The sequence below is a fragment of the Aeribacillus composti genome (genome assembly GCF_031760945.1).
GTDB lineage: Bacteria > Bacillota > Bacilli > Bacillales > Aeribacillaceae > Aeribacillus > Aeribacillus composti.
Map to the genome: position 1 here is coordinate 2,976,957 of NZ_CP134501.1, position 23,496 is coordinate 3,000,452.

The following is a 23,496-nucleotide window of genomic DNA, read 5'->3' on the forward strand; positions in this document are numbered from 1 at the left end:
GTAATTCAAATGGCAGAAACAAAAATTTTAATGATTCCACTCGAAGAAAAAAACGGTTTCTATATGGAAATAAGCGATTCTTTGCAAAAAGCTTTGACCCTTCCACTGATCCAAACGTTTTCCTTACATTGCGGCCAAGAAACAGTTAAAACAAAAGCCTCCTTCATCCGAAACGAAAAAATCGTTCTTTATGCCAGTGAAGAGATTTACAACGCTCTTCATCTTCCTATAAAATCTTTAACGCTTCGTCTTCAGTATGATAAATTCACCAACACCTTCAAACTTGGACCGGTCATTTGTGTATTGATTGATTCTATTCAGGACGATGAAAAAATCCAGTTTGGAAATATTGATGATTTTTGTAAAGAGATGGCGAATTACTGTGCGGAAATTGGCGCATTTTTTTGTATTTCAACATTAACTGATCTGCAGCAAAATCAGAAGAAAGGGTTTCATTTATCTCATCAAAATTGGAAAAAGGAAACCATTCCTTGTCCTGACGTGATTTATAATCGGATTCGATCAAGAAAATTAGAGTATTCTCAAAAATATTTGAAGTTTTTGCAATTTGCAGCTGCAAACGATATACCGGTGTTTAACCACCGCTACTTAAACAAATGGGAAATTCATAAAATTTTTGCGTCCAACCAGCATCTTCTTCCCTACCTTCCAAAAACGATGCTTTTAACAAAAAAATCAGATTTGCAAGTGTTTGTAAATGATTTTCAAGACGTATTTATTAAACCGATTAACGGCAGTCAAGGGAGAAGAATTATTCGCTTGAAAAATAGAAACGATCTTTTCGAAATATACTTTACCCATCCCGGTAAAAGCGAGCAGCCAATTATTTTTCATTCCTTTCAGGAAATGTATAAACATCTCTTTCCATATCTCAAAAGAGAACCGCATATTATTCAGCAGACAATCGACACAATCAAATTGGATAATCGACCGCTTGATTTCAGGTTTCTATGTCATAAAATCAATCATCAGGACTGGAAAATAACCTCTTCTGTCGCCCGCCTTTCCGCTAAAGATCAATTTGTTAGCAATTTAGCTAAAGGCGGTGAGCTGTATAAAATTAAAAAAATCTTATCTGACATTTTTGATAAAAGCACTTGTTTACATCTTTGCAGCATTCTTTCGGAAATAGCACTGGAAGCCGCCAAAACAGTTGAAATGAACGTGGAGGGAGAATACGGGGAATTTGGAATTGATATGGCTGTAAGCGAAGATCAGAAACCATGGATTTTAGAAGTCAATACAAAGCCATCTAAAAATATTGAATACTCTCTCAATCCTTCCATTCGTCCGTCTGCCAAAGCAATCATCCGTTATTGTTACTTGATAAGTGGTTATGATGTTTCATAACGATTCATATAATAATTGGGTAAATATAGATAAACGGAGGCAGGCGGATATTTGTGGCAGAACCTCTTTTGTCTTTCGGATTTTTAGTCAATAAATATTTTCATGAAGCAGCCTATTTTAAAAATATTTCAAAAGCGGCAAAAAAATTGAATATGAAATGTATTATGTTTCGCCCGTTGGACGTACAATTTGCAAATGGGACGTTAACGGGATTTACATTCAATTTGACATCTAATAAATGGGAGCGAAGTACTTTTCAGCTTCCACATTATATTTATGACCGCTGTTTTTATGGCAAAGATGCTGCTTCCATTCAAAACAAAAAAGCCGTTCAAAAATTAAAAATACAACAAAATGTTTCTTTTCTAGGCTACGGATTCCCAGATAAATGGAAACAATATAAAACATTAAAAACTGATCCATTCATTTATCAATATCTTCCTGAAACAGAATATTTCCATCATCCCGATCAAGTTTATACATTTTTGCAATCATATGAGGAATGTATCTTAAAACCAATTCACGGCAGTTCAGGAAAAGGAGTGCTTGTAATTAAAAAGGAAAAGGAGACGCTATTTCTATACTTTTTCATTGGAGCGAATCAAAGGATCGTCCGTTTGAAACATTTCAATCAATTGAAACCATTTCTTGCGAAGAGACAAGTTGACTCATACATTCTTCAACGATTGCTCCCTTTAAAGGACAAACAGCAGCGTCCATTTGACTTGCGCATTTTATTTCAAAAAAACGAGTTCGGTCAATGGATTATGCAAGGAAAAGGAATTCGAATCGGTCAAAAACATACGTATGTATCCAACTTGTCAAAAGGCGGTTCTGTCGTTTCCCTTGAACAATGGGAAAAAGATATTCCAAGGCAGCGATTGAACCATATTTATAACCAAATCGAACAGCTTGCTCACCATCTTCCGCAAAAAATTGAAAAAAATTTTGCTCCTTTATTTGAGCTTGGTGTGGACATCGGCATTGATTTGCAAAATGAAACGATATGGATTTTAGATATTAATTCTAAACCAGGGAGAAATGTCGTTTTAAAAACAGATCCTGCGAGAAAAACAGTTCTGTACGAAGCTCCTGTCCGCTATGCCCGCTACTTGCAACATTCTCTACAAACCGGGGTGGAAATAAATGATTTATCAAATTAAACAGGCAGACCACCTAAACCAAACCGTATTGCTTCCTAGCTCTTTTTCCCATGTAACGATCGAAGCGATCTCTTTCGGCAAACGGAAAATAGCGTGCCGTTCTATTCTCCATGACGAAGACAGCCAAAGCATTTATATTTCAAAAGATATTGCCGAATCTCTGCTTTTACCTAAAAATATTAGGATCAAAGCTTTAGTCCATAGTGAAACGCTATTTTTAGGCCCCGTTGTCGGCATTTTCACAGCAGGTTTTTATAAATCCCTTTTGCGCCCATTGGGCGACAGATCGATATTTTTTTCAAAATTAGTGGTCAACGGCTGTTCAACAGGCGCTTTTTGTTTTGTATTTGGGATACATCAAATTCATTGGGATTTAGAGATGATTGAAGGCTATTCATTCAATGAATCCGGATGGGTAAAAATAACCGTTCCATTTCCAAATGTCATCTATGATCGTCTTCCAAATCGGAAGGTAGAAAACTCAGACTACTTTCAGTCTGCGAAAAAAAACTTATTTATGCGCTCAATTCCGCTTTTCAACTCAGGCTTTTTCAACAAATGGGATGTCCATCATATTTTATCCAAAGATGGGACAGTAAGGCATTACTTGCCGGAGACATATCATGCTCCGTCTATAAAAACAATTGAACAGCTGATTAACCGCTTTCAAACGATTTATTTAAAACCTGAAAACGGAAGCCTTGGCCTAGGAATATTTAAGCTGGTGAAAAATCGGAAAAATGGATCAATTCTTTGCTGCTATTATGATGAGAACGGAAAAGGCCAGTTGAAGCTGTTCTCTTCTATTGAAGGCTTTTTGCAGCGTTTTTTTGCACAGCGATCATTAGATCAATATATTGCTCAACAAGGCATTTCCCTTCTTCAATCGAGTGGAAATCCTGTCGATTTCCGCGTGCACACAAACAAGAACGAAAACGGAATCTGGCTTGTCAGTGCAATCGCTGCGAAATTGGCCGGAAAGGGAAATCCTACAACACACGTAAAAAACGGAGGAACAATAAAATCTTTGCATGAATTATCATTGCCGCTGAATAAAGAGGACATTTACCGTTCACTTTCCACCGCGGCTCTTTCTATTAGCAAGGCAATTGATCGCAAAATGGACGGTGAAATCGGAGAAATCGGTTTTGATTTCGGCATCGACAATAACGGGAACATATGGCTATTTGAAGCGAACTCGAAGCCTGGCCGCTCCATTTTTATGCATAAAGATTTGCAGCAAGAAGACCGGCTAACATTGCGCTTTCCATTCCAATATGCCGAATATTTAATGAAAAAAACAATTTCAACTGAGGAGATCTATGATGCCCCATGAAATGCTCGTCGGAATTTTAGCTGGTGATAACGATCGAAGCGGTTCTTTTTATGGAAACATTTCGTTATTTAAAGCTATACAAAGACATTTGGCTGAGCAGAACAGTTCAAGCTTTGTTTTTACACCTTCTGGCATGAAAGAAAAATCGATCGTCGGCTATATATATGAACCGAACGAAAATCGCTGGTTGAAAAAAAAGTTTCTATATCCAGATGTTGTCTATAATCGCTATCCGTTTCGCGATACAGTTCAAAAAACAGATTTCGTTTTCCGCTCTTTAAACAAAAAAAACATCCCTTATTTCAACAGACATTTTTTTAATAAATGGGATGTCATTACTTGTTTGCAAAAAAATAAGCACCTTCTTCCTGTCATACCTGAATCGCAATTAGTAACATCGAAACAAGATTTTTATACATTTTTTGAAAAATACCCCTCCGTTTATTTAAAGCCTGTTGGACAAAGCCAAGGGAAAGGAATCATTAAAATAACAGCCGAATCCAAACATAACTACATTATCAAAACGGTAAATTCTATAAAAAATGAATCTTCATTGGAAAATATTTGGAAAGAAATAAAACACATTCTAAACGAGCCGTATATGATGCAGCAGGAGATCGTTTCCGATCAGATTAACAGTCAGAAATACGACTTGCGCATTCTCGTTCATTACAGTCAAAACAAATATGTTATTTCGGGAATTGGCGTGCGCGCATCTAAAAACATCACAACACATGTAGTACATGGAGGCTCTATCCTTCCCTTCTCCTTTGTCAAAAACCGTGTCGATACTAAAAAAATGGAAACTATTTGCCATGAAATTGGCAGCACACTCTCTCAATGTTTTCAATTCATTGGGGAATTTTCTATTGATGCAGGAATTGATACAAAAGGAAATATTTTTATTTATGAGGTTAATTCGAAACCGATGGTGTTCGATGAAAAAGACATATTCCAAAACGGAATTGTCCAGCTAAGCAAATTGTTCCATCATTTAGCAAAAAATCGAATCGATTTCAAAAAAACTTGATAAAAACGGATGCACAAGCCACAAATTTTTGTAATCATCCATGATATCATACATTCTTTTTATAATTTTCCCTTTTCCTGAGCAACCTAATGAATAATTCCAGTGAATAAGGAGGGTAATACGGTTATGGATAAAGATAAGGAAGTAAAAGATTCGCTATATGAAGGTCGTGATCAATCGTTTATGGACATTGACAGAATGATTAATGAGGGTCTTTCAGGAGGATCTGTTCACTACCGTTACAATGCGACCAATATTGAAGAAGCAAGGGACCTCGAGGAAGAAGAACCGCCATTTGACATAGAGAAAATTAACGAAAAGTAAGCCTGATGTTTGAAAAACACATCAGGTTTTTTAAATTTTAGCTGTAAAAGAATTCAGAGCTTAAAGCTTAAAAAGCCCCTTTCGTTATGTTTCCTGAATGATTGCATGCTCTTCTTCATGGCATTGGCTGCAATATAAAAGATGTATGCATTGATGATTTTTTAGTGAATCTCTTTTTCCATCTAAAAGCTTCATCAAGTCCATTTCCATATAAGCACTGTAGTCATCTAAATAATCAGTTATTTTCCCTGCATCCAATAAAATGCCTCCGCATTTGGAACAATACTTATGAAGTTGCTGAAATCCATTGCATAACGGACAGGCTCGCATGTGAAAACTCCTTTATTTGTTGTTGATTTATGTATAATGTTCCCTTTCTAGTCTGATTTACAGAGTAACGACACAAAACAGAAATTACCATTTCTCATTTCGAATAGATTTTTACATCCTACTCATACTACTTAATGAACACCATACATCCCGGTGGGTTAAGCCGAGTTTGGCAGTGAATCTTTTGATTCACGCTGGTGCAACTCCAGCTAACCCAGCCAAAAAAAATTTCACAAGGAGTTGAAAATTATGGCTCAACAAAACCGCAGCAACAACTCAAACCAACTTTTAGTTCCTGGTGCACAACAAGCGCTTGAACAAATGAAATACGAAATCGCAACAGAATTCGGAGTAAATCTCGGACCAGACACAACTTCCCGTGCCAATGGATCTGTTGGTGGAGAAATCACAAAGCGTTTAGTTGCACTTGCTCAACAACAAATTGGCGGTTTCCAACAACAATAACTAAAAAATTAATATTCATGGCTATGGAGGCACTACCCGTGTCTCCTTTTATTTGAGAATAAGGAGGTTTTTCAAATGACAGTTGGTACAAAATTGATGGAAACTATTTCAAGCTGTGAAAGTGCGGTTGCAAACTTACATAGCTTCGCACTGGAAACAGAAGATCAACAAGCTAAGCAGTTATACCAAAACCTTGCAAAACAACAACAGGAAGTGCTTGACCATTTAAAAGCGAGGCTAAATTACATTCAAAACGAAGAGCCGCAATTTAAACAGCTATAAATCAGGAGGGGACCATTCACTCTCCTGATATTTCCCATTTTGTGCTTGAACCCTTCCAATTCAGATTCCTCTTTCTTTCTAGACTTCATCTTCATTCATTTTTCTTCATTGTCTGTTTAAAATCAACAACACGCCTGTACACATTATAAGAAATTTTTTCTACAGGAATTGAGGCACCGTTCGCTTTCAAATATGCGATTTGAATGTGGATCTTAGGTATTTTATTAGTACCTATGTCAACCAGCCGAACCGGAATCCTTCCCTGATGAATTTGATCAAAAAATTGAGTTATGCTCGATTTTGGAATAATCGTATAACCATAATCGCCAGCGACAAGATTGATCATAACATTCATATTATCAATTATGTGAAACTTCGCGATCTCAAGCTGCTGAATGATTTGGGACGTAATGTTGCTGTGATAAACAAGTACTGGATTATCAAAAAGCAAAAACGGTTTGTTTTTTAATAAAGAAATGTTCGATAAATCATTTTCGATCTTAAAACTATTGTTAGAACAGTAAAGAAGAACCATCTCGTCTTCGATTAGCGGTAGACTATTAAAAACGCTTTTTTGCTCTTCAGTATAAAAAATTCCGATCATTACAGCTTCATTTTCAATTAGTGTAATAATGGTCTCTGTTGGCAGCGACAAAATTTTAAACTCGATCTCAGGATCATATTGAAATTCAGCCAAAATGTGTTGAACAAAAAGAGGGACAAGCCAGGAATCAATTCCAATATATATTTTTTTTATATCAATAACCTCTTTATAGGATACCTTAAATTCATGACACACAGTTAAAGCGTTACTAAAATCTTGCAAAAATTGAGCAACATAAGGCAAAAAATATCTCCCTTTTTCAGTTAACCTTACTCCTTCCCAGTTTCGTTCAATCAAAGAGAAACCGAGACCCTCTTCAAGTTTTCGAATGCGCGCACTAAGTGTAGGTTGTGTCACATGCATTTGTTTCGCCGCTTTAGAAATACTTTTCGTTCGAGCAACCATTAAAAAAGAATATAAGCTTTCAAAATCCATGCTAACCTCCTCCAACGAAACCGTTTTCTTAACAAATATGTTGCAGTGATGAAATAAATAATAAAATGGCTATAAAAAACTTCTATATCCATCATATAATCAATCCATGCTATACTATATCAAAAATTATAGCAATATTCACAAAATTAAAAAAAGGATGGTGAATGCTTCTTTTTTTAAACTAGGATATCTTTAAATATTTAAAATTCAAAACAATAAAAATATTATGGAGGGATTTCTATGGAAAATTTTATTGCATGGAATTTCAATAAAAATAAAGCTGTTCTTCTTGTGATTGATATGCAAAATGATTTTGTCAAAGAAGGCGCCATCATGGAAGTTCCAATGGCACGCCGCAATTTGCCGAATATGAAAAAAATTCTTGATTCATGCCGCCAACATCATATACCGGTCATTTTCACGACACATGTGCTTTTCGACGAATATGAAGTATCTCCATTAGAAGTTGCTTACCAGCCTTGGCTAAAGAAAGAAGGAATGCGAAGCGGTACACTAGGTGTACAAGTGGTCGATGAATTGAAACCGCTTCCAAGCGAAATAACCATCCAAAAACATAGATATGACGCTTTTTACAATACACAATTGGAAACTATTATACGGAACATCCGAGGAGCAGGAATAGTGGATACTGTCATTATTACAGGAACAGTTACGAACGTCTGCTGCGAAAGTACAGCTAGAAGCGCTTTTATGCGTGATTTCAAAGTAGTCTTTGTCGGGGATGCCTGCGGCGGATTTGACGATGCTTCTCATCAGGCAACATTAACTGTTATCGATAAAGTTTTTGGACGAGTTATGTCAACAGAAGAGCTTATTCAACAAATCGAAAAAAATTAGATATCAATTAATACATTTAGGGAGTTGGAGTGAATATGCGAGAAAACATGTTGAATAAATGGGATCGGTCATATGAAAAAAAGTCTGTTCCTCTTCTCGCCATTGGTTTTGGACTTGTAGGACTAGATAGATGGATCATTAGTCCTCTATTCCCAGTAATGATGAATGATCTAAATTTAAACTATCAAGATTTAGGCATCATTGTCGCGATCACGGGAGTTTTCTGGGGTTTGTTTTCCATTATTATGGGCGGTGTATCAGACAAAGTCGGAAGACGTGTTATTTTAGTACCCGCTATGATTATTTTTTCGTTATTAGTTGGCTTTACAGGCTTAGCTGCCGGATTGATGAGTTTACTGTTTATAAGAGCTGCCATGGGTGTTTTTGAAGGTGCATTTTGTTCGGTTAGTGTTGCGGCAACAGCTGAAGCCTCTCATCCGAAAAGAAGAGGGTTTAATATGGGGGTTCAGCAAAGTACATTTGCTCTATTTGGTCTAGGTTTAGGCCCAATTATTGCTACTCAATTGTTAGGCATTGTTCCTTCATGGCACTGGGTATTTGCTGTTGTAGCTGTTCCCGGATTGATCGTTGCTTATTTGTTGCATCGCACAATTCGTGAACCAGATCATGTAATGTCAAACAGTCTTGACAAAAGCCAGTTGTCAGAAATGGGAAAAACGGAACGGGCGCCTTGGATCAAGATCTTTCGTTCTCGCAATGTCAACTTATCTATGATCGGATTGATTGGAATCATGTGCTGTGTTTTTGTTTTAAGCGCGATGCTGCCTAACTATTTTACAGATTATTTACATTTTTCTGTTGCTCAAATGGGCTTTGTGATTTCAGGAATTGGGTTCGGTGGATTCCTGGGGCAATTAATCCTTCCGGGGATTTCTGACTTGCTCGGAAGAAAAACAACTTTGATTGCAGCTTTCATTTTAGCAATAATTGTTCTCCTTATTTTCATGAACATCGGCGCTCAACTCGTTTTACTGTTTATGCTTCTGTTTATATTAGCATTGCTTGCCTTTGGAAGTTTATGCTTAATGGCAGGTCCTGTACCGGTTGAGTCAGTGCCGCCTTCTCTTGCTGCTTCTGCAGCGGGTATTCCTATTGGGATCGGCGAGATTTTTGGCGGCGGAGTGATGCCGGCATTAAGCGGGTTCATTGCGCAAAATTATGGCATCGAGAAAACGCTTCTCCTTGCTCTTGGAGGCTTAATAGTATGTCTCGGCATTGTTTGTTTTATAAAAGAAACTGCGCCCACTAAAGTAAAAAAAGGAAATGCTGTTTCCATTTAATTTTCGATATAGGGAGATAAGTTGTTAAGGAGCAATTCAGTAAAATTGGGATGTATAGCTCTTTTCGCGTGTTTTTCATATAAACAATTTTAATCCGAATAAACAGCTTCTGCTTTAACCGAAACAGTCATAGTCACATTAGGAATTTATAAATTTGCTAAGTGCGATAAGAATCATCTTTCTGGACAGCTGTTTATTTTAAAATTATAAAAATTATTCATTCGTTGCACATTCTGAAACAACGATGTTGTGAAGCCAATCTGCAGGCAATAATATAAAAAACAATAATAAAAAAATTTGGAATATTAAAAAATATAAAGAAGGGAGGGAAAAGCTTTTTAACCTTGCAATTCAAAAAATGAAAGCGTTTAACTAATGCTTTTAGGGGGGTATAAAATGGTGGGAAAAGGTAAATTTTGGAGTGTTCTTTTTATTACTATAATGTTGATTTTATCAGGTTGTTCAGGATCGGCTGTAAGCAATAGCAAGTCTAATTCCAGCGGTGAAAAAGACACAATCAAAATTGGCGTCATCCTTTCTTCAACTGGAACATTCGCTCCGCTTGCGGAAAGCATTAAAAACGGATTTAACCTTTATCTTGAAGAAAATGATAACAAGTTGGGCGGAAAAAAGGTGGAAATAAAATTTGAAGATGATGAAGCAAACCCGCAAGTTGCTTTAAGGAAATATCGCCAATTAGTCAAGAATGAAAAAGTAGATATACTTGTTGGACCAATTTCTTCAGCAGTCGCTTACGCATTGAGAGACGAGGTGGAGAAAGACAAAATTATATTAATTGATGCCAATGCTGCCGGAAACGATCTTTCCTGGAGCAAAAAAAGCGATTACATTTACCGCCTGTCATTTTCCAACTGGCAAAATGGCAGCAGTGCTGGAGAATATTTAGCAAAAAATGTTGGAAAAACAGCGGTAGCGATTGCACCCGACTACCCTGCAGGAAAGGAAGTTGTTTCCGCTTTTAAAGAAGCTTTTGAAGCTGCTGGCGGTAAGGTAGTAAAAGAAATATACCCTAAATTAGGAACGAATGATTTCGCAACGTATCTTACTGATGTAGCCCAAGTAAAGCCTGAACTAGTTTTTACATTCATGGCAGGCAGCGATGGAATTCGGTTTGTTCAGCAATACAATGATTTTGGCTTAAAGGGAAAAATTCCGCTGTCAGGTCCAATGGAATTTGGCGATCAACTGATCCTCGAGCCTACTGGTGAAGCAGCAGAAGGAATCATTTCTGGCATCCTGTACTCGCCTTGGCTAGAAAATGATGAAAACAAAAAGTTTGTAGAGGCATATCAGGAAAAATACGGAAAGCTGCCAAACACTTTTTCAGTGGGAGGCTATGACTCCGCAAAAGTCATAGATATAGCGATTAAAGAAGCAGGAAGCACAAATGCAGAGGATTTAATAAAAGTCCTTAAAGGGATTTCCTTTGACAGCCCACGCGGACCAATTACGATTGATCCAAAAACGAACAACCCAATACAGAATTTCTACATCGCAAAGAACACAAAAAAGGATAATCAAATTGTCCCTGAAGTACTGGAGACAGTCGAAAAAGTAACGATGCCTGAAAAAGCTCCTGCAAATTAGTCCATGTAACAGGATTGGGATCTGGGGCAAAGTTCTCCAGTCCCAATTTGTCGTTTCATAAATTGAGAAAGTGGGGGATCGTTTTGTCATTGTCTATATTTTCTGTACAGCTATTAACGGGATTAGCGTATGGGATGCTGTATTTTATGATAGCAGCAGGGTTGACGATTATTTTAGGAGTTATGAATATTGTTAACTTGGCGCACGGTACATTATTTTTACTTGGATCCTATATGGCCTTTACCTTTATGAATCAACAATTCAGTTTTTGGATTGCTTTATTGCTATCAGTTGCTGTTACGGCTGTGATCGGGATTATTATTGAAAAATTATTTATTCGGCAAATTTATGGGAAAGAGCTTGAGCAGGTGCTGCTCACATTTGGTTTAGCCTTCGTTATTGCAGATACCGCAAAGTGGATTTGGGGTACAGAGCCTCAAACGATGGCTGTCCCTGCTTTGCTCGATTCGTCGATCTCCATTGGACCGATGGTTTTCCCTTTTTATCGGTTGTTTGTTGTTTTAATTGGCTGTCTGCTAGCGCTGCTTCTTTGGTATTTTGAGAGCAAAACTAGAATCGGCGCGATTATTCGTGCAGGTGTGGATGACAGGGCAATGGTTTCAGCTCTTGGAATAAATGTTGGGGTCGTATTTACTGGAGTTTTTGCTTTCGGTGCAGGATTAGCTGCGTTGAGCGGAGTATTAGGAGGACCGTTAATCGGGATGTATACAGGTATGGAATCAGACATTCTCGTTACATCATTAATTGTTGTAGTGATCGGCGGCTTAGGTTCGTGGAAAGGCTCTTTCATTGGTGCAATTCTCATCGGATTGATTGAGACCTTCGGCAAGATTTGGTTTCCTTCATTATCAATGCTAATCGTATTTCTTCTCATGGTTGTAGTATTAATTATTCGTCCTCAAGGGCTATTTGGAAGGGAGGTGGCATAGTTGAAAAAGAATATTCTAATTTTCATTGTATTTCTGCTTATTGCTTTCGTTCTGCCCTTCGTTTTAAGTGTGTATGGGATCGATCTTGTTTCCGAAATCTTCATTATGGCTATTTTTGCCATGAGTCTTGGTTTAATAATGGGGTATGCAGGAATGGTTTCACTAGGTCATGCAGGATTTTTCGGTATTGGAGCCTATACCGTGGCACTTCTCGGACCGCATATTCCAAATTCCTACTTGTTACTATTTTTTTCTATCTGCTTATCTGGTCTTCTTGCATTAGTTACTGGCGCGATATTTATACGCACTTCGAAATTTTACTTTTTAATGATTACTCTTGCTTTCGGACAATTGCTGTTTGCTCTGGCTTGGCAATTAAAGCAATGGACTGGTGGAGCAGACGGCATGAAAGTTTCCGCTCCTTTGAATCTCGGTTTTGGCGAAATTGTCAGTCCTATAGGGATTTATTCCGTAATGGCAGCAGCTTTTATTATTGTTTATTTACTGCTTAGATTTTTTGTTGAATCTCCAGTCGGTAAAATTGTCAAAGGAATAATGGAAAACGAAGCACGAATGAGTGCATTGGGGTACGATGTACGCATTTATAAGCTTTTAACATATACATTTTCCGGAGCCCTAGCAGGATTTGCAGGATCTTTATACGGATTTTACAACCTTTTTGTAAGCCCAGATGTATCGAGTTGGATGTTTTCGGGTCAAGTTATGATGATGGTAATAATTGGAGGAGTTGGTACGCTGATTGGTCCGGCAATCGGAGCTGGCCTATTCATTTTTTTACAGAACTTTATCAGCACGTACACAGAACGGTGGCCAATTATAATGGGAGCCCTGTTAGTGATTCTTGTGCTGGTTGGCAAAGGTGGAATTATCCATTGGTTTGCTTTATTGAAATCTAAGATTTTTTATAAAAAACGAAAAAATAGCGATGATTACGCTCCGCAGCATGTTGAAAAAGAGGAGGTAGTCAATTGAGTATATTAAAAGTAGAAAATATAAACAAATCATTCAAAACATTACAAGTTCTTCAAAACGTATCATTGGAAGTTCAGCCAGGAGAACGCCATGTTATCATCGGCCCTAACGGTGCGGGGAAAACAACTCTTTTTAATTGTATTACAAATGTCCTGCCAATTGACTCAGGAAAAATATTTTTGGAAGGGCAAGAAATAAGCAATATGCCTTCCAGTAAATTGGTTCATTTAGGAATGTCGCGAACGTTTCAAAAAAACAACTTGTTCGGAAATTTGACAGTCGAAGAAAATCTTCATCTTGCTTTAACAGCAACGAAACGATATCGCTACCAAATGTTTCATGCGTTGACAAAGCATATCGACCTCAAAAAAGAAACAGATGAAATCCTTGCACAATGGGAGATTTCTACACGCAGAAATGTCAAGGTGAACAATCTTTCCTATGGAGAGCAGCGGCTTCTTGAGATTTTGCTAGCGATGGCGTCTAAACCGAAGATCTTGCTTTTGGATGAACCGACATCAGGAATGTCTCCAGCAGAAACTGCACAGACAGCTGAAATGATTCAAAAGCTTCCTCGGACAGTATCTATACTAATTATTGAACATGATATGGATGTTGTATTTTCCATTGCTGACAGAATTACTGTTCTTCATCACGGAGAAGTGATATTAAGCGGCACTCCCGAAGAAGTTCGAAACAATGAAGAAGTAAGGAAAATTTACTTTGGGGGAGGTGCAAAAGCTCATGCTTGAGCTTCAAAATGTCCATTCTTACTACGGAACGAGTCATATTCTTCAAGGTGTTTCATTTTCAGTTCCAAGCAAGAAATGTGTTGCTCTTCTTGGGAGAAATGGAGCAGGTAAATCAACAACGATTCATACGATTGCCGGGCTGCTTAAACCGCGGAGGGGAAAAATTCAATTTAAGGAACGGCAGCTGAATAACCTGTTGCCTCATCAAATTTCGTGCCTTGGAATTGGATTCGTTCCACAAGGAAGGCGGATTTTCCCATCTCTTACCATTCGTGAAAACTTGACAATGGCTGCCCGTAAAAATTTAATAGACCGAAATAATAATTGGGATTTGGAAAGGGTATATGAATTATTTCCTGTTTTAAAAGAAAGAGAAAAAAATATGGGTACTGAGCTTTCAGGCGGACAACAGCAGATGCTTGCAATCGGAAGAGCTTTGATGACAAATCCCAGCTTTTTATTAATGGATGAACCATCGGAAGGATTAGCCCCTGTCATTATCGATCAGGTCGGCGATATAGTTGTAAAACTGAAGCAGGAAGGACTTTCGATCTTAATGGTTGAGCAAAATATATCACTCGCATGCAAAGTAGCAGATGAAATTTTAATTATGAACAAAGGTACTATTGTATGGCAGGGCAGCCCAGATGAATTAATGAAAAATAATGAAATACAACATAAATATCTTGGGGTATAGAAAAACACCACATAACATTTGGAAGAATATGAGGATATATGTTCAATATACGAGCATATATCCTTATTTTTTTAATCTCCAAGCAAAACGATAACGATGTTAGAACTGCGCAAACAATTTTTATAGATCCTCGTACTATTAAATTTGTACAGAACCAAAGTACTTGTTCAGCTTTTTGTGATTCATCCAGAAAAAGAAGGAAAAACATTTGCAACAAGCGGATTTGCCGACGGTACAGGCGGTATGGTGATTTATGAAGCAAACATCTCCCGGCCGCCCTCCTTTTCATCTATCTATTTATGGTTCAGTACCAATAAAAACCCCATCTCTCCTAAGTTCGGAATGATGGGGCTCAAGCGTCTGAAAAAGAATTTATATATGATTGGCCAGCTTTTTTAAATGTTCTGAAGTCTCATTGATTTGCGCAATGAAATTTGTTATATCATCAATGATTTCAGCAAAGTTTTCGAGTTCATTTTTCGTCTTTTCAGTTTGTTCTTTATTTTTGTCGAAGGCATACAAAATATTGTCGAAGAATTGGTTCATCTCTTTCATTCTTTGCGAACCATTGCTTGTAAGCTCTGTTACTTCCACAATAGATGAAGCGGTATCGTTAATTTTCGCTCTGATTTCCTCAATTAAATTGGAAACGCCAAGCACGGAATTTTTTGTTTCTTCCGCCAGCTTTCTCACTTCACTAGCAACAACAGCGAATCCTTTCCCGTATTCCCCTGCGCGCGCCGATTCAATTGCGGCATTTAAAGCCAGCAAGTTAGTTTGTTCAGCAATAGAAGTAACAATCGAGACGACATGATTAATTTTTTCAGAAGTTTGTTCAAGCGACTTTATTTTTAAAGCAATATCATCAGTCCGTTCTTTTATATTGACCATTAAACCGGAGTGAAAATTCAAGTCTTCTCTCCTTGAACTGACCTCTGCTTCGGTTGATGCCGCTGTTTCAAAACGATCAACTGCAATTAAGGCAAATTGTTTGGATCGTTCGTTAATTTTTTGTATAGCTGAATTGGCTGATTCAATAAGATCAGCAAGACGAATGGAGGTTTGGGCGATGTTTTCATGAAGCTCCTGTTTTTCCTTTTCGATTTTTTGCCGTCTTTTTAAATACTCCTCATTATATGCTTCCAGCACAATTTGCTGTTCAAAGTTTAACATTTTTGCAATGGTGACCACCGCTTTATGATAATCTTCCTTCGATGGACACGCTTTCGCAACAACGGAAAAAATAGATTTCTGTAATTGCTGGAATGAACTCATGTACCAAATCGTATCTAATCCAATGCGGACGTGGGCTACAGCAATCCGCTTCATTCTTGTTATATCTTCATCTGTCAAGGATCCGCTAAACATAAGCAGCACATGTTTTTTCAATCTTTCCTTCTGCTTTTCGATCGAGCTGTATTTATTAATTAAGTCAATCAAAAATTGTTCTTGATGGAGAGCATCATAAAATGCATCGATAATAAACTTTATGTTTTCTTCAATCGCATCTTTTAATATAAGAGTACAAATAAGATCATCCTTTGTCAGGCCAACCATCGCTAATTGTCTTTGATATTTTTCATCAGTCACTTCAAGTTTTACTTGTTGAAGATCTACTTGTTTTTCAAAAAGTGATGGAACTTGTTTTCTTTTTTTAAACATTGGTTGATTTCCCCTTCAAAATTCATTATTAGTGTCCATTGTATATATCGGCAATTAAAAATAGATGATCAACAATTTTTTCAATTAATTTTTAAAATTTATTCAAATTCGTTAAATTCAATATTCGAAAATGAAATATTTTCTATAAAACTAAAGATTACTGTTGACGAAAAACATGTTTAAAGGCGATTATAAATAGTAAAAATCTGAAAGAGCTCTATTCCGAAATAACTTTGGATACACCGGACATTGAAAACAATAATTGGAATTTTGCTTTATGTATATTTCTCTTCCCAACACAAATAATATTTTCTGTAAAAAAATCAAAGGAGGAACAATCATATGGCTCTCATTCCTTACGATCCTTTTTCTGAGATCAACCAATTTAGACGAAACATGAATCGCGTTTTTTCTGAAAGCTTCCCGCATTTTTTTGAAAACTTTGAGACTATGAATACCCCCCGGCTTGATATTCATGAAACTGCTAATGAAGTAATTGTTACGTGTGATTTGCCCGGCCTTGAAAAAAAGGAAGACGTTGACATTCATCTTGATCGCAACGTTCTTACGATCAGCGGCACAATTCAAAGAAGCAAAGAAGTAAAGGAAGAAGAAATGCATAGACGCGAACGGTTTGTCGGGCGGTTTCACCGCGCTGTTGCATTGCCGGCAAATGTAAAAGAAGAAGAAGTGAGCGCGACATATAAAAATGGCGTTTTGGAAATCCGTATTCCAAAACAAACCGAAAACAACAAAAAGAAAATTGATATTCAGTTTCATTAATTGTTTCGTGAGGTTGCAAAATTTCAATCAGCCTCACTTTTTTATTGCAATTTTCGCCAAGTACGATTATGATGAATATATAACATCAAAATCTATATATTGTGTAATAAAAAACAATTAAATACTATATATTGAAAACCTAACGACAAAGGTGCTGTTTTCAGCTTAAAAGGGAATCCGGTGAGAATCCGGAACTGTCCCCGCAACTGTGAGTGCTACGAAATGAATAATCCACTGTACGTTTCGTATGGGAAGGATTCAAAGTAGGATGAAGCACGAGTCAGGAGACCTGCCTTTGTCCGAACGTTTCTAATTCTTCGGGGGTTGGGAAGATGAAACGATGGTTTGAATGGAGTAGTTTCGCCTTGTAAACTGCCTCCTTTTTAATCATCGTTTGATCCGCTCAGCTTCCTGAGCGGTTTTTTATTTTGATAAGGAGGATGTTTGATGAATATTACGAAAGCATTAAATCTATACGAGGTTTTTCAAAATCATTTTAACAGGAGCGATTTGGAACTTTATCTAAGGCAGCTTGAAGAAAAGTTTCCGTCCCTTTCCTTTCATGAATACAGCGAAAGAGTGCTGACAACCTTACAATACCAGCAGATTGATGATCTTGAAAAATTTACAAACCTGCTGATTATTGAAGCTTTAGCAAACATTTCGGAAAGTGAGCCGGATTGGACTTTTTTAGCTGCACACGTATTTCTTGAAAAAATTTACCATGAAGCGAGCCAAAACAGAAATTACAACCAACCGGGCTACGGCGATTTTTATTTGTTAATCGAAACATTAACCGATCTTGGAATCTACAGCCCTCTTTTGCTAGAGCATTATTCAAAAGAGGAAATTATGGAGCTGGGAAATGCCATTGATCCTGAGAAGGACAAGCTGTTTACATACATCGGATTAAGGACCCTTTACGACCGGTATTTAGCTAAAGATTTTCATAAACGAACATTTGAGCTTCCACAGGAACGTTTTATGATCATCGCTATGACGTTAATGATGAAAGAGCATCCATCCAAACGTTTGCATCTTGTAAAGGAAGCGTATTGGGCATTGAGCCATTTATATATGACGGTTGCAACACCGACATTGGCTAATGCAGGAAAATCAGTCGGTCAGCTTTCAAGCTGCTTTATTGATACGGTAGACGACAGCCTTCAAGGCATTTATGATTCGAACACTGATATTGCCAATGTTTCTAAAAGCGGCGGAGGCATTGGAGTGTATTTGGGGAAAATCAGAAGCCGCGGAAGCGATATCCGGGGGTTCAAAGGAGTTTCATCAGGTGTCATTCCTTGGATGAAGCAATTAAATAATACGGCGGTGAGCGTCGACCAGCTCGGCCAAAGAAAAGGAGCAATTGCCGTTTATTTGGATGTTTGGCATAAAGATATTTTCGCTTTCCTTGATGCAAAATTAAATAACGGAGATGAACGGCTGCGCACCCATGATTTATTTACAGGTGTATGCATTCCTGATCTATTTATGGAACAAGTTGAAAAGCGCGGAGACTGGTATTTGTTCGATCCCCACGAAGTTCGCAAAGTCATGGGATTCAATCTGGAAGATTTTTATGATGAAGAAAAAGGTAACGGCAGCTTTCGGGAAAAATATTTTGAGTGTGTGAATCATCCATCCTTATCTAAAGAAAAAGTGCCTGCGATTGAAATAATGAAACGGATTATGATCAGCCAGCTTGAAACGGGAACGCCTTTTATGTTTTATCGTGATGAAGTGAATCGGAAAAACGCAAACAAGCATGCCGGCATGATTTATTGCAGCAATTTATGCACAGAGATTGCGCAAAATCAAAGCTCAACAACTGTTGAAGAACAATATGTCGAAGATGGAAAAATTGTCATTGTGAAAAAGCCCGGCGATTTCGTCGTCTGCAACCTTTCTTCCATCAATTTGGCACGGGCTGTCACTGATAATGTTCTGGAACGATTAATCCCTATTCAAGTGCGGATGCTGGACAACGTCATCGATTTAAACAGCATTCCGGTATTACAGGCGAAGCTTACAAATGAAAAATACCGTGCAATCGGTCTTGGAACGTTTGGCATGCATCATTTATTTGCACTAAAGGAAATTGCATGGGAAAGTAACGAGGCAGTCCAATTTGTCGATCAATTATATGAAAAAATTGCGTATTTAACCATTCAGTCGAGTATGGAGCTCGCAAAAGAAAAAGGCGCATACCCTCTCTTTAAAGGCTCGGAGTGGGATACGGGCCGATATTTTGAGATCCGCGGTTATACGTCAAAAAAATGGCAGGAATTAAAGGAAAAGGTGCAGACTTTTGGCATCCGCAACAGCTATTTAATGGCGGTCGCACCGAACGCATCGACCTCCATTATAGCCGGAAGCACAGCAAGCATCGATCCAATTTTCCAAAAAGTTTATTCAGAGGAAAAGAAAGACTACAAAATTCCAGTTACTGTTCCGGACTTAAATGCAAAAACGACTTGGTATTATAAATCCGCTTATTTGATCGACCAAACATGGAGCATTAAACAAAATGCGGTGCGTCAAAAACATATTGACCAGTCCATTTCGTTCAACTTTTACGTTCTAAACACGATCAAAGCGAAAGAATTGCTGGAGCTTCATTTGACTGCTTGGAAATCCGGATTGAAAACAACGTATTATGTCCGTTCGACATCAAGCGACATTTATGAATGTGAATCATGTGCAAGTTAAGGAGGAATTAATATGGAGCAAACATTAACAAAACGAGTTATTATGGATCCTGATGCACCAAACCGTTCAACAGCAATAGTGAACGGAAAATGTTCCAACGTGCTCAATTGGGATGATGTCGCCTACCCGTGGGCATATCCAAAATATAAACGGATGCTCGCAAACTTTTGGACACCTTTTGAAATCAATATGGCTCAAGATGTGAAGCAATTTCCTGAGCTTTCAGAAAGAGAACAGGACGCATTTTTAAAAATTATCGGCCTCTTAGCTTTATTAGACAGCATTCAAACCGATTATGCCGGAAAAGTTGCCGATTATATTACAGACTCGAGCATAAACGCCTTAATGATTTTGCTCGCCCAGCAGGAAGTGATTCATAACCATTCATATTCGTATATTCTCTCAAGCATCGTGCCTAAAAACGTACAGGATGAAGTATTTGAATATTGGCGGAACGAACCGGTTTTAAGGAAGCGAAATGAATTTGTCACCAACGGGTATAAAGCATTTGCAGAAAATCCGAATGTGGAGAATTTGTTGAAATCGATCGTCTTTGATGTCATACTGGAAGGTTTATTTTTCTATTCCGGTTTCGCATTCTTTTATAATTTAGCCAGAAACCAAAAGATGGTAGCCACTAGCACGATGATTAACTACATTAACCGTGATGAACAAATACACGTAGGTTTGTTTGAAAAAATTTTCAAAGCGGTGCTGAAGCAATATCCTGAATATGATACAGATGAACTGAAACAATTCGTTTCGAAAACATTTATGAAAGCAGCCGAGCTGGAAATCGAATGGGCCGGTGTAATTATCGGCAATGACATTGAAGGCCTGCATTTAAAAGATGTGGAGAGCTATATTAAATTTTATGCGAATTTCCGTGCCAATCAGCTGGGATTCGAACGTCCTTTTGAAGGCTATCGGACAAATCCTTTGAAATGGATACGGGCTTATGAAGAAGTGGACTTAGGAAAATCAGACTTCTTTGAACAAAAATCGAGACAATATACAAAAGTCAACACGATTGATAACGGCTTTGATGAGTTGTAAAAATTTACGTTCTCATGATAACGGGCAGCAGAGACTGCCCTTTTTGTTATCTGCTGCCAAACCAAAAGGAATGCTATGAAAGAATTTTTCGCAAATACTTTCTCTTAAAAGAGCTTATCCTTTTGGGGACCTAAGCATCCCATTTTTCCATACCATGGTATAATATGTGCGGAGGGGATCTATGTTAAAATCAACCTTGATCATAATGTCAATTTTGTTAGTAACAATTCATTTCGCTGTTCTATATTTTTGGATGTTTGATTGGCCAAAATTAGCTACGAAAACAGGCTTTATAAGTTGGTTTGCCTCGATTCTATTAGGCATCTTTGTATATTTTGCTTTTCAAACTTTCAGCAGATGTGACAAAGCTGCTGTCGTCATCAGAAACATATTGTTATGTTCAACTTTACTGACTATCTTTTTAGCTTGTATTGCGTTCATTATAGAAGCAATTACAAAGGCGATGCCCTAAAAAAAGAAATATAGTTTTCACGAAGATTAAGAAAATCATATTGGCTAAAAAGAGCTATGTTGTTTTCCACCATTGCGAGGTGAAGATAATGATTTATTTATTAGTCGGTTTGGGCGGGATAGCAGGTGCCTGTCTTCGATACAGTGTCGGCCTATGGACTTCCAGATTTTGGACAGGATCTTTCCCAGCAGCGACACTTTTAGCCAATTTGGCTGGAAGTTTTCTTTTAGGATGGTTGACTGAATATGTATTTAAAATAAAAGGATTTCCTCCCCATTTTGCCGCAGCGATCGGTACTGGCTTAATCGGGTCATTCACAACATTTTCAACCTTCAGTTTTGAGAACATTCAATTGATGATTGCCGATAAATGGGAAACAGCCATTATGTATACATTGTCAAGCTTAATAGGCGGTTATTTATTTGTTTCGTCTGGTTATCATCTTGGCCGAAAAATGCTTTCCCAGCACAACGCACGAACGGCCCGTCATGAATAGGAGTGAAGAGTAATGCTTTTCAACTTTATCGTTGTAGGAATCGGAGGTTTTTTAGGAGCTAATGCCCGCTTGATCGTCACCAATTGGATTAAAAAGAAAAGCAATATGAAGTTTCCTGTTGCGACATTTATTATCAATGTCAGCGGATCTTTCCTGCTCGGCCTTTTGATCGGCATGAATATTTCAGAAGCATATCTACTGTTATTTGGAACAGGATGTTTAGGAGCCTTTACCACCTTTTCTACGTTTCAGCTTGAAAATAAACAGCTGTTAACAGAAAAACAAAAAACAGTGTCCATTTGCTATTTTCTTTCAAGCTATGCGTTCGGTCTTTTGTTTGCCTTTCTCGGCTACCAGCTAGGCGCTATATTTTAAAAACTTATTTGAATCATATTGTCATGTATCGATTTTTTCTTTATAATACAGATTGTCCAGCGGGATGTAGCTCAGCTTGGTAGAGCACCAGCATGGGGTGCTGGGGGTCGCAGGTTCGAATCCTGTCATCCCGACTCTGTAAATCTCCTAAATCATCATTTAAAATCAAAAACGCCGCTTGAGCTTTTTCAAGCGGCGTATATTTTGAATTACGTCTTTTTAATCCCTTTCCTCAGTTTAATTAATTTATATAAGTTAATCACAATCGTTTTGGTTACAGCATATGTTGGAACAGCCAAAATCATCCCCAAAATTCCCGCGATATTTCCTGCAACAAGCAACAATATAATAATGGTCAGCGGATGTGTATCAAGCTTCTTGCCAATAATAAACGGAGAAATCACATTTCCATCAATTTGCTGAACAATTGTCACGACAATAATCGCAAGAAGTGCTTTAAAAGGTGAATCGAGCAAGCCGACAATAACGGCCGGAGCAGCCCCAATAAACGGACCTAAATACGGAATAATATTGGTGATTGCCACAGTTATTCCAAGCAGCAAAGCATACGGCAGATCAATGATTAAGTATCCGATAAACGTAAAGAGCCCGACAAACATGGAAACAAGCATTTGTCCTTGAATATAGGTAGATAAGGTTTCGCCTGTTTCCTTTAAGATAATCATAACTTCATCGCGGAAATCACTCGGAAAAAACTTTACGACCTGATGCGGCAGCTTATGTCCGTCCTTGATCATATAAAATAAAATGAACGGCACCGTGACAATAATGAGTGTTATATTTGTGATAACGCTGAAAACGGACTGAACGCCATTCGTAATATTATTTGTAATTCTCGATGCATATTGCGTAATGGTGCTCTCAATTTTTTCAATGGAAAAATAATCTTGCGTCAATACCCATTGGAACCAGCTTGTTTGATACAGGTTTTCAATGATTTCTCTCGTTTTTGTTATATAAAAAGGAATGTTTCGAATTAAATCATTAAACTGCTTAACAATCGTAGGCCCTACCAATCCGATGGCGATCGAAATTCCGCCGATAAACACGATATACAAAATCAAAATGGCCAGCACTCTTGGAATTTTTCGCTTTTCAAGAAAGCCAATAATCGGAGCAAACAAAAAGTAAAGAAAACCGGAAATAATTATAGGAAAAAACAAAGTAGTTATAAAGATCACAATGGGCTCAAAAAGAAAAGATATTTTTGTGCTGAAATATAAGATCAAAATGATCAAAAGTATTTCTAACGTCCAAAAATGAAGTTTTGATTTAAACAAAATGCTTGCCTCCCGCATCCAATTTTGCAACATTCGTTCCAATATTTAGAATATCATGTATTTACATATTCTAAGCAATTTTTTTCAATCCTCCTATTGCTTCTAATCCAAATTTTCCGCTCAAATTTAAGGAAAACCTT

At 37.6% G+C, this 23,496-nt stretch carries 23 protein-coding genes, 1 tRNA gene and 1 riboswitch; of the genes, 20 read left to right on the forward strand and 4 right to left on the reverse strand.

Features of this window, described 5'->3' with window-relative positions:
- Window positions 1-9: 9 nt before the first annotated feature.
- The 5 genes from RI196_RS14485 to RI196_RS14505 all read left to right on the forward strand — a co-directional run bounded on the left by RI196_RS14485 (window position 10) and on the right by RI196_RS14505 (window position 5,224).
- Window positions 10-1,371: a YheC/YheD family endospore coat-associated protein gene (locus RI196_RS14485; RefSeq protein ID WP_130158442.1), complete on the forward strand. Its 1,362-nt coding sequence runs from the start codon at window positions 10-12 to the stop codon at window positions 1,369-1,371.
- 53 nt (window positions 1,372-1,424) lie between these two features.
- Window positions 1,425-2,534: a YheC/YheD family endospore coat-associated protein gene (locus tag RI196_RS14490; RefSeq protein ID WP_066248962.1), complete on the forward strand. Its 1,110-nt coding sequence runs from the start codon at window positions 1,425-1,427 to the stop codon at window positions 2,532-2,534.
- Window positions 2,518-3,870, forward strand: a complete 1,353-nt coding sequence (locus RI196_RS14495; protein WP_311066426.1) for a YheC/YheD family endospore coat-associated protein — start codon at window positions 2,518-2,520, stop codon at window positions 3,868-3,870. Before RI196_RS14490 ends, RI196_RS14495 begins: the two co-directional genes overlap by 17 nt.
- Window positions 3,860-4,900, forward strand: a complete 1,041-nt coding sequence (locus RI196_RS14500; protein WP_311066427.1) for a YheC/YheD family endospore coat-associated protein — start codon at window positions 3,860-3,862, stop codon at window positions 4,898-4,900. The genes RI196_RS14495 and RI196_RS14500 overlap by 11 nt, the downstream gene beginning before the upstream one ends.
- Before the next feature lie 126 nt (window positions 4,901-5,026).
- The gene (locus RI196_RS14505) at window positions 5,027-5,224 is read left to right on the forward strand and encodes a hypothetical protein (protein WP_144597082.1); all 198 of its coding nucleotides are present in this window, start codon (window positions 5,027-5,029) and stop codon (window positions 5,222-5,224) included.
- A gap of 84 nt (window positions 5,225-5,308) precedes the next feature.
- On the opposite strand, the gene RI196_RS14510 is transcribed toward RI196_RS14505, so the two are convergent.
- Complete coding sequence (locus RI196_RS14510; RefSeq protein ID WP_144597080.1) at window positions 5,309-5,554, reverse strand: hypothetical protein; 246 nt, start codon at window positions 5,552-5,554, stop codon at window positions 5,309-5,311.
- A 249-nt stretch (window positions 5,555-5,803) separates the two neighbouring features.
- Between RI196_RS14510 and RI196_RS14515 the strand changes: the two genes are divergently transcribed.
- Together RI196_RS14515 and RI196_RS14520 are read left to right on the forward strand one after the other, a co-directional pair.
- Entirely contained in the window at window positions 5,804-6,019 is a 216-nt protein-coding gene (locus tag RI196_RS14515; protein ID WP_063387285.1) for an alpha/beta-type small acid-soluble spore protein, read from the forward strand.
- A gap of 75 nt (window positions 6,020-6,094) precedes the next feature.
- Complete coding sequence (locus RI196_RS14520) at window positions 6,095-6,301, forward strand: DUF1657 domain-containing protein (protein WP_063387284.1); 207 nt, start codon at window positions 6,095-6,097, stop codon at window positions 6,299-6,301.
- 91 nt (window positions 6,302-6,392) lie between these two features.
- Here RI196_RS14520 and RI196_RS14525 read toward each other — a convergent pair whose 3' ends face one another.
- The gene (locus RI196_RS14525) at window positions 6,393-7,340 is read right to left on the reverse strand and encodes a LysR family transcriptional regulator (protein ID WP_311066428.1); all 948 of its coding nucleotides are present in this window, start codon (window positions 7,338-7,340) and stop codon (window positions 6,393-6,395) included.
- A gap of 240 nt (window positions 7,341-7,580) precedes the next feature.
- Between RI196_RS14525 and RI196_RS14530 the strand changes: the two genes are divergently transcribed.
- From RI196_RS14530 to RI196_RS14560, 7 genes are all read left to right on the forward strand, one after another.
- A complete protein-coding gene (locus RI196_RS14530; RefSeq protein WP_063387282.1) occupies window positions 7,581-8,198 on the forward strand; it encodes an isochorismatase family protein in 618 nt (205 codons plus the stop codon).
- 35 nt (window positions 8,199-8,233) lie between these two features.
- Window positions 8,234-9,499: an MFS transporter gene (locus RI196_RS14535; RefSeq protein ID WP_311066429.1), complete on the forward strand. Its 1,266-nt coding sequence runs from the start codon at window positions 8,234-8,236 to the stop codon at window positions 9,497-9,499.
- Between the two features lie 396 nt (window positions 9,500-9,895).
- Window positions 9,896-11,107 (forward strand): ABC transporter substrate-binding protein, encoded by a 1,212-nt coding sequence (locus tag RI196_RS14540; protein WP_311066430.1) that lies wholly within the window; start codon window positions 9,896-9,898, stop codon window positions 11,105-11,107.
- Window positions 11,108-11,196: 89 nt separating this feature from the next.
- Window positions 11,197-12,057, forward strand: a complete 861-nt coding sequence (locus RI196_RS14545; RefSeq protein WP_094246385.1) for a branched-chain amino acid ABC transporter permease — start codon at window positions 11,197-11,199, stop codon at window positions 12,055-12,057.
- Window positions 12,058-13,050 (forward strand): branched-chain amino acid ABC transporter permease, encoded by a 993-nt coding sequence (locus tag RI196_RS14550; RefSeq protein ID WP_094244607.1) that lies wholly within the window; start codon window positions 12,058-12,060, stop codon window positions 13,048-13,050.
- Window positions 13,047-13,802 carry an ABC transporter ATP-binding protein gene (locus RI196_RS14555; RefSeq protein ID WP_063387278.1) on the forward strand — a complete coding sequence of 252 codons (756 nt, stop codon included), beginning with the start codon at window positions 13,047-13,049 and terminating at the stop codon, window positions 13,800-13,802. The genes RI196_RS14550 and RI196_RS14555 overlap by 4 nt, the downstream gene beginning before the upstream one ends.
- The gene (locus tag RI196_RS14560) at window positions 13,795-14,499 is read left to right on the forward strand and encodes an ABC transporter ATP-binding protein (RefSeq protein WP_094244608.1); all 705 of its coding nucleotides are present in this window, start codon (window positions 13,795-13,797) and stop codon (window positions 14,497-14,499) included. The genes RI196_RS14555 and RI196_RS14560 overlap by 8 nt, the downstream gene beginning before the upstream one ends.
- A 372-nt stretch (window positions 14,500-14,871) precedes the next feature.
- Here the strand turns inward: RI196_RS14560 and RI196_RS14565 are convergent, their stop codons facing one another.
- Window positions 14,872-16,161, reverse strand: coding sequence for a globin-coupled sensor protein (locus tag RI196_RS14565; RefSeq protein ID WP_199757325.1), 1,290 nt, complete (start codon window positions 16,159-16,161; stop codon window positions 14,872-14,874).
- A gap of 342 nt (window positions 16,162-16,503) precedes the next feature.
- Here RI196_RS14565 and RI196_RS14570 point away from each other — a divergent pair, with 342 nt between their 5' ends.
- From RI196_RS14570 to RI196_RS14595, 6 genes are all read left to right on the forward strand, one after another.
- Window positions 16,504-16,944 carry an Hsp20/alpha crystallin family protein gene (locus RI196_RS14570; protein ID WP_063387274.1) on the forward strand — a complete coding sequence of 147 codons (441 nt, stop codon included), beginning with the start codon at window positions 16,504-16,506 and terminating at the stop codon, window positions 16,942-16,944.
- Between the two features lie 132 nt (window positions 16,945-17,076).
- Window positions 17,077-17,255, forward strand: a riboswitch (cobalamin riboswitch).
- Window positions 17,256-17,391: 136 nt separating this feature from the next.
- Complete coding sequence (locus tag RI196_RS14575; protein WP_311066431.1) at window positions 17,392-19,656, forward strand: ribonucleoside-diphosphate reductase subunit alpha; 2,265 nt, start codon at window positions 17,392-17,394, stop codon at window positions 19,654-19,656.
- 12 nt (window positions 19,657-19,668) lie between these two features.
- A complete protein-coding gene (locus tag RI196_RS14580; protein WP_063387272.1) occupies window positions 19,669-20,712 on the forward strand; it encodes a ribonucleotide-diphosphate reductase subunit beta in 1,044 nt (347 codons plus the stop codon).
- 560 nt (window positions 20,713-21,272) lie between these two features.
- Entirely contained in the window at window positions 21,273-21,680 is a 408-nt protein-coding gene (crcB, locus tag RI196_RS14585; RefSeq protein ID WP_311066432.1) for a fluoride efflux transporter CrcB, read from the forward strand.
- A 12-nt stretch (window positions 21,681-21,692) separates the two neighbouring features.
- Window positions 21,693-22,055 (forward strand): fluoride efflux transporter CrcB, encoded by a 363-nt coding sequence (gene crcB, locus RI196_RS14590; protein WP_094244601.1) that lies wholly within the window; start codon window positions 21,693-21,695, stop codon window positions 22,053-22,055.
- Window positions 22,056-22,115: 60 nt separating this feature from the next.
- Window positions 22,116-22,189: transfer RNA gene (locus tag RI196_RS14595), tRNA-Pro, on the forward strand.
- 75 nt (window positions 22,190-22,264) lie between these two features.
- On the opposite strand, the gene RI196_RS14600 is transcribed toward RI196_RS14595, so the two are convergent.
- Window positions 22,265-23,356 (reverse strand): AI-2E family transporter, encoded by a 1,092-nt coding sequence (locus tag RI196_RS14600; RefSeq protein WP_311066433.1) that lies wholly within the window; start codon window positions 23,354-23,356, stop codon window positions 22,265-22,267.
- Window positions 23,357-23,496: the final 140 nt, after the last annotated feature.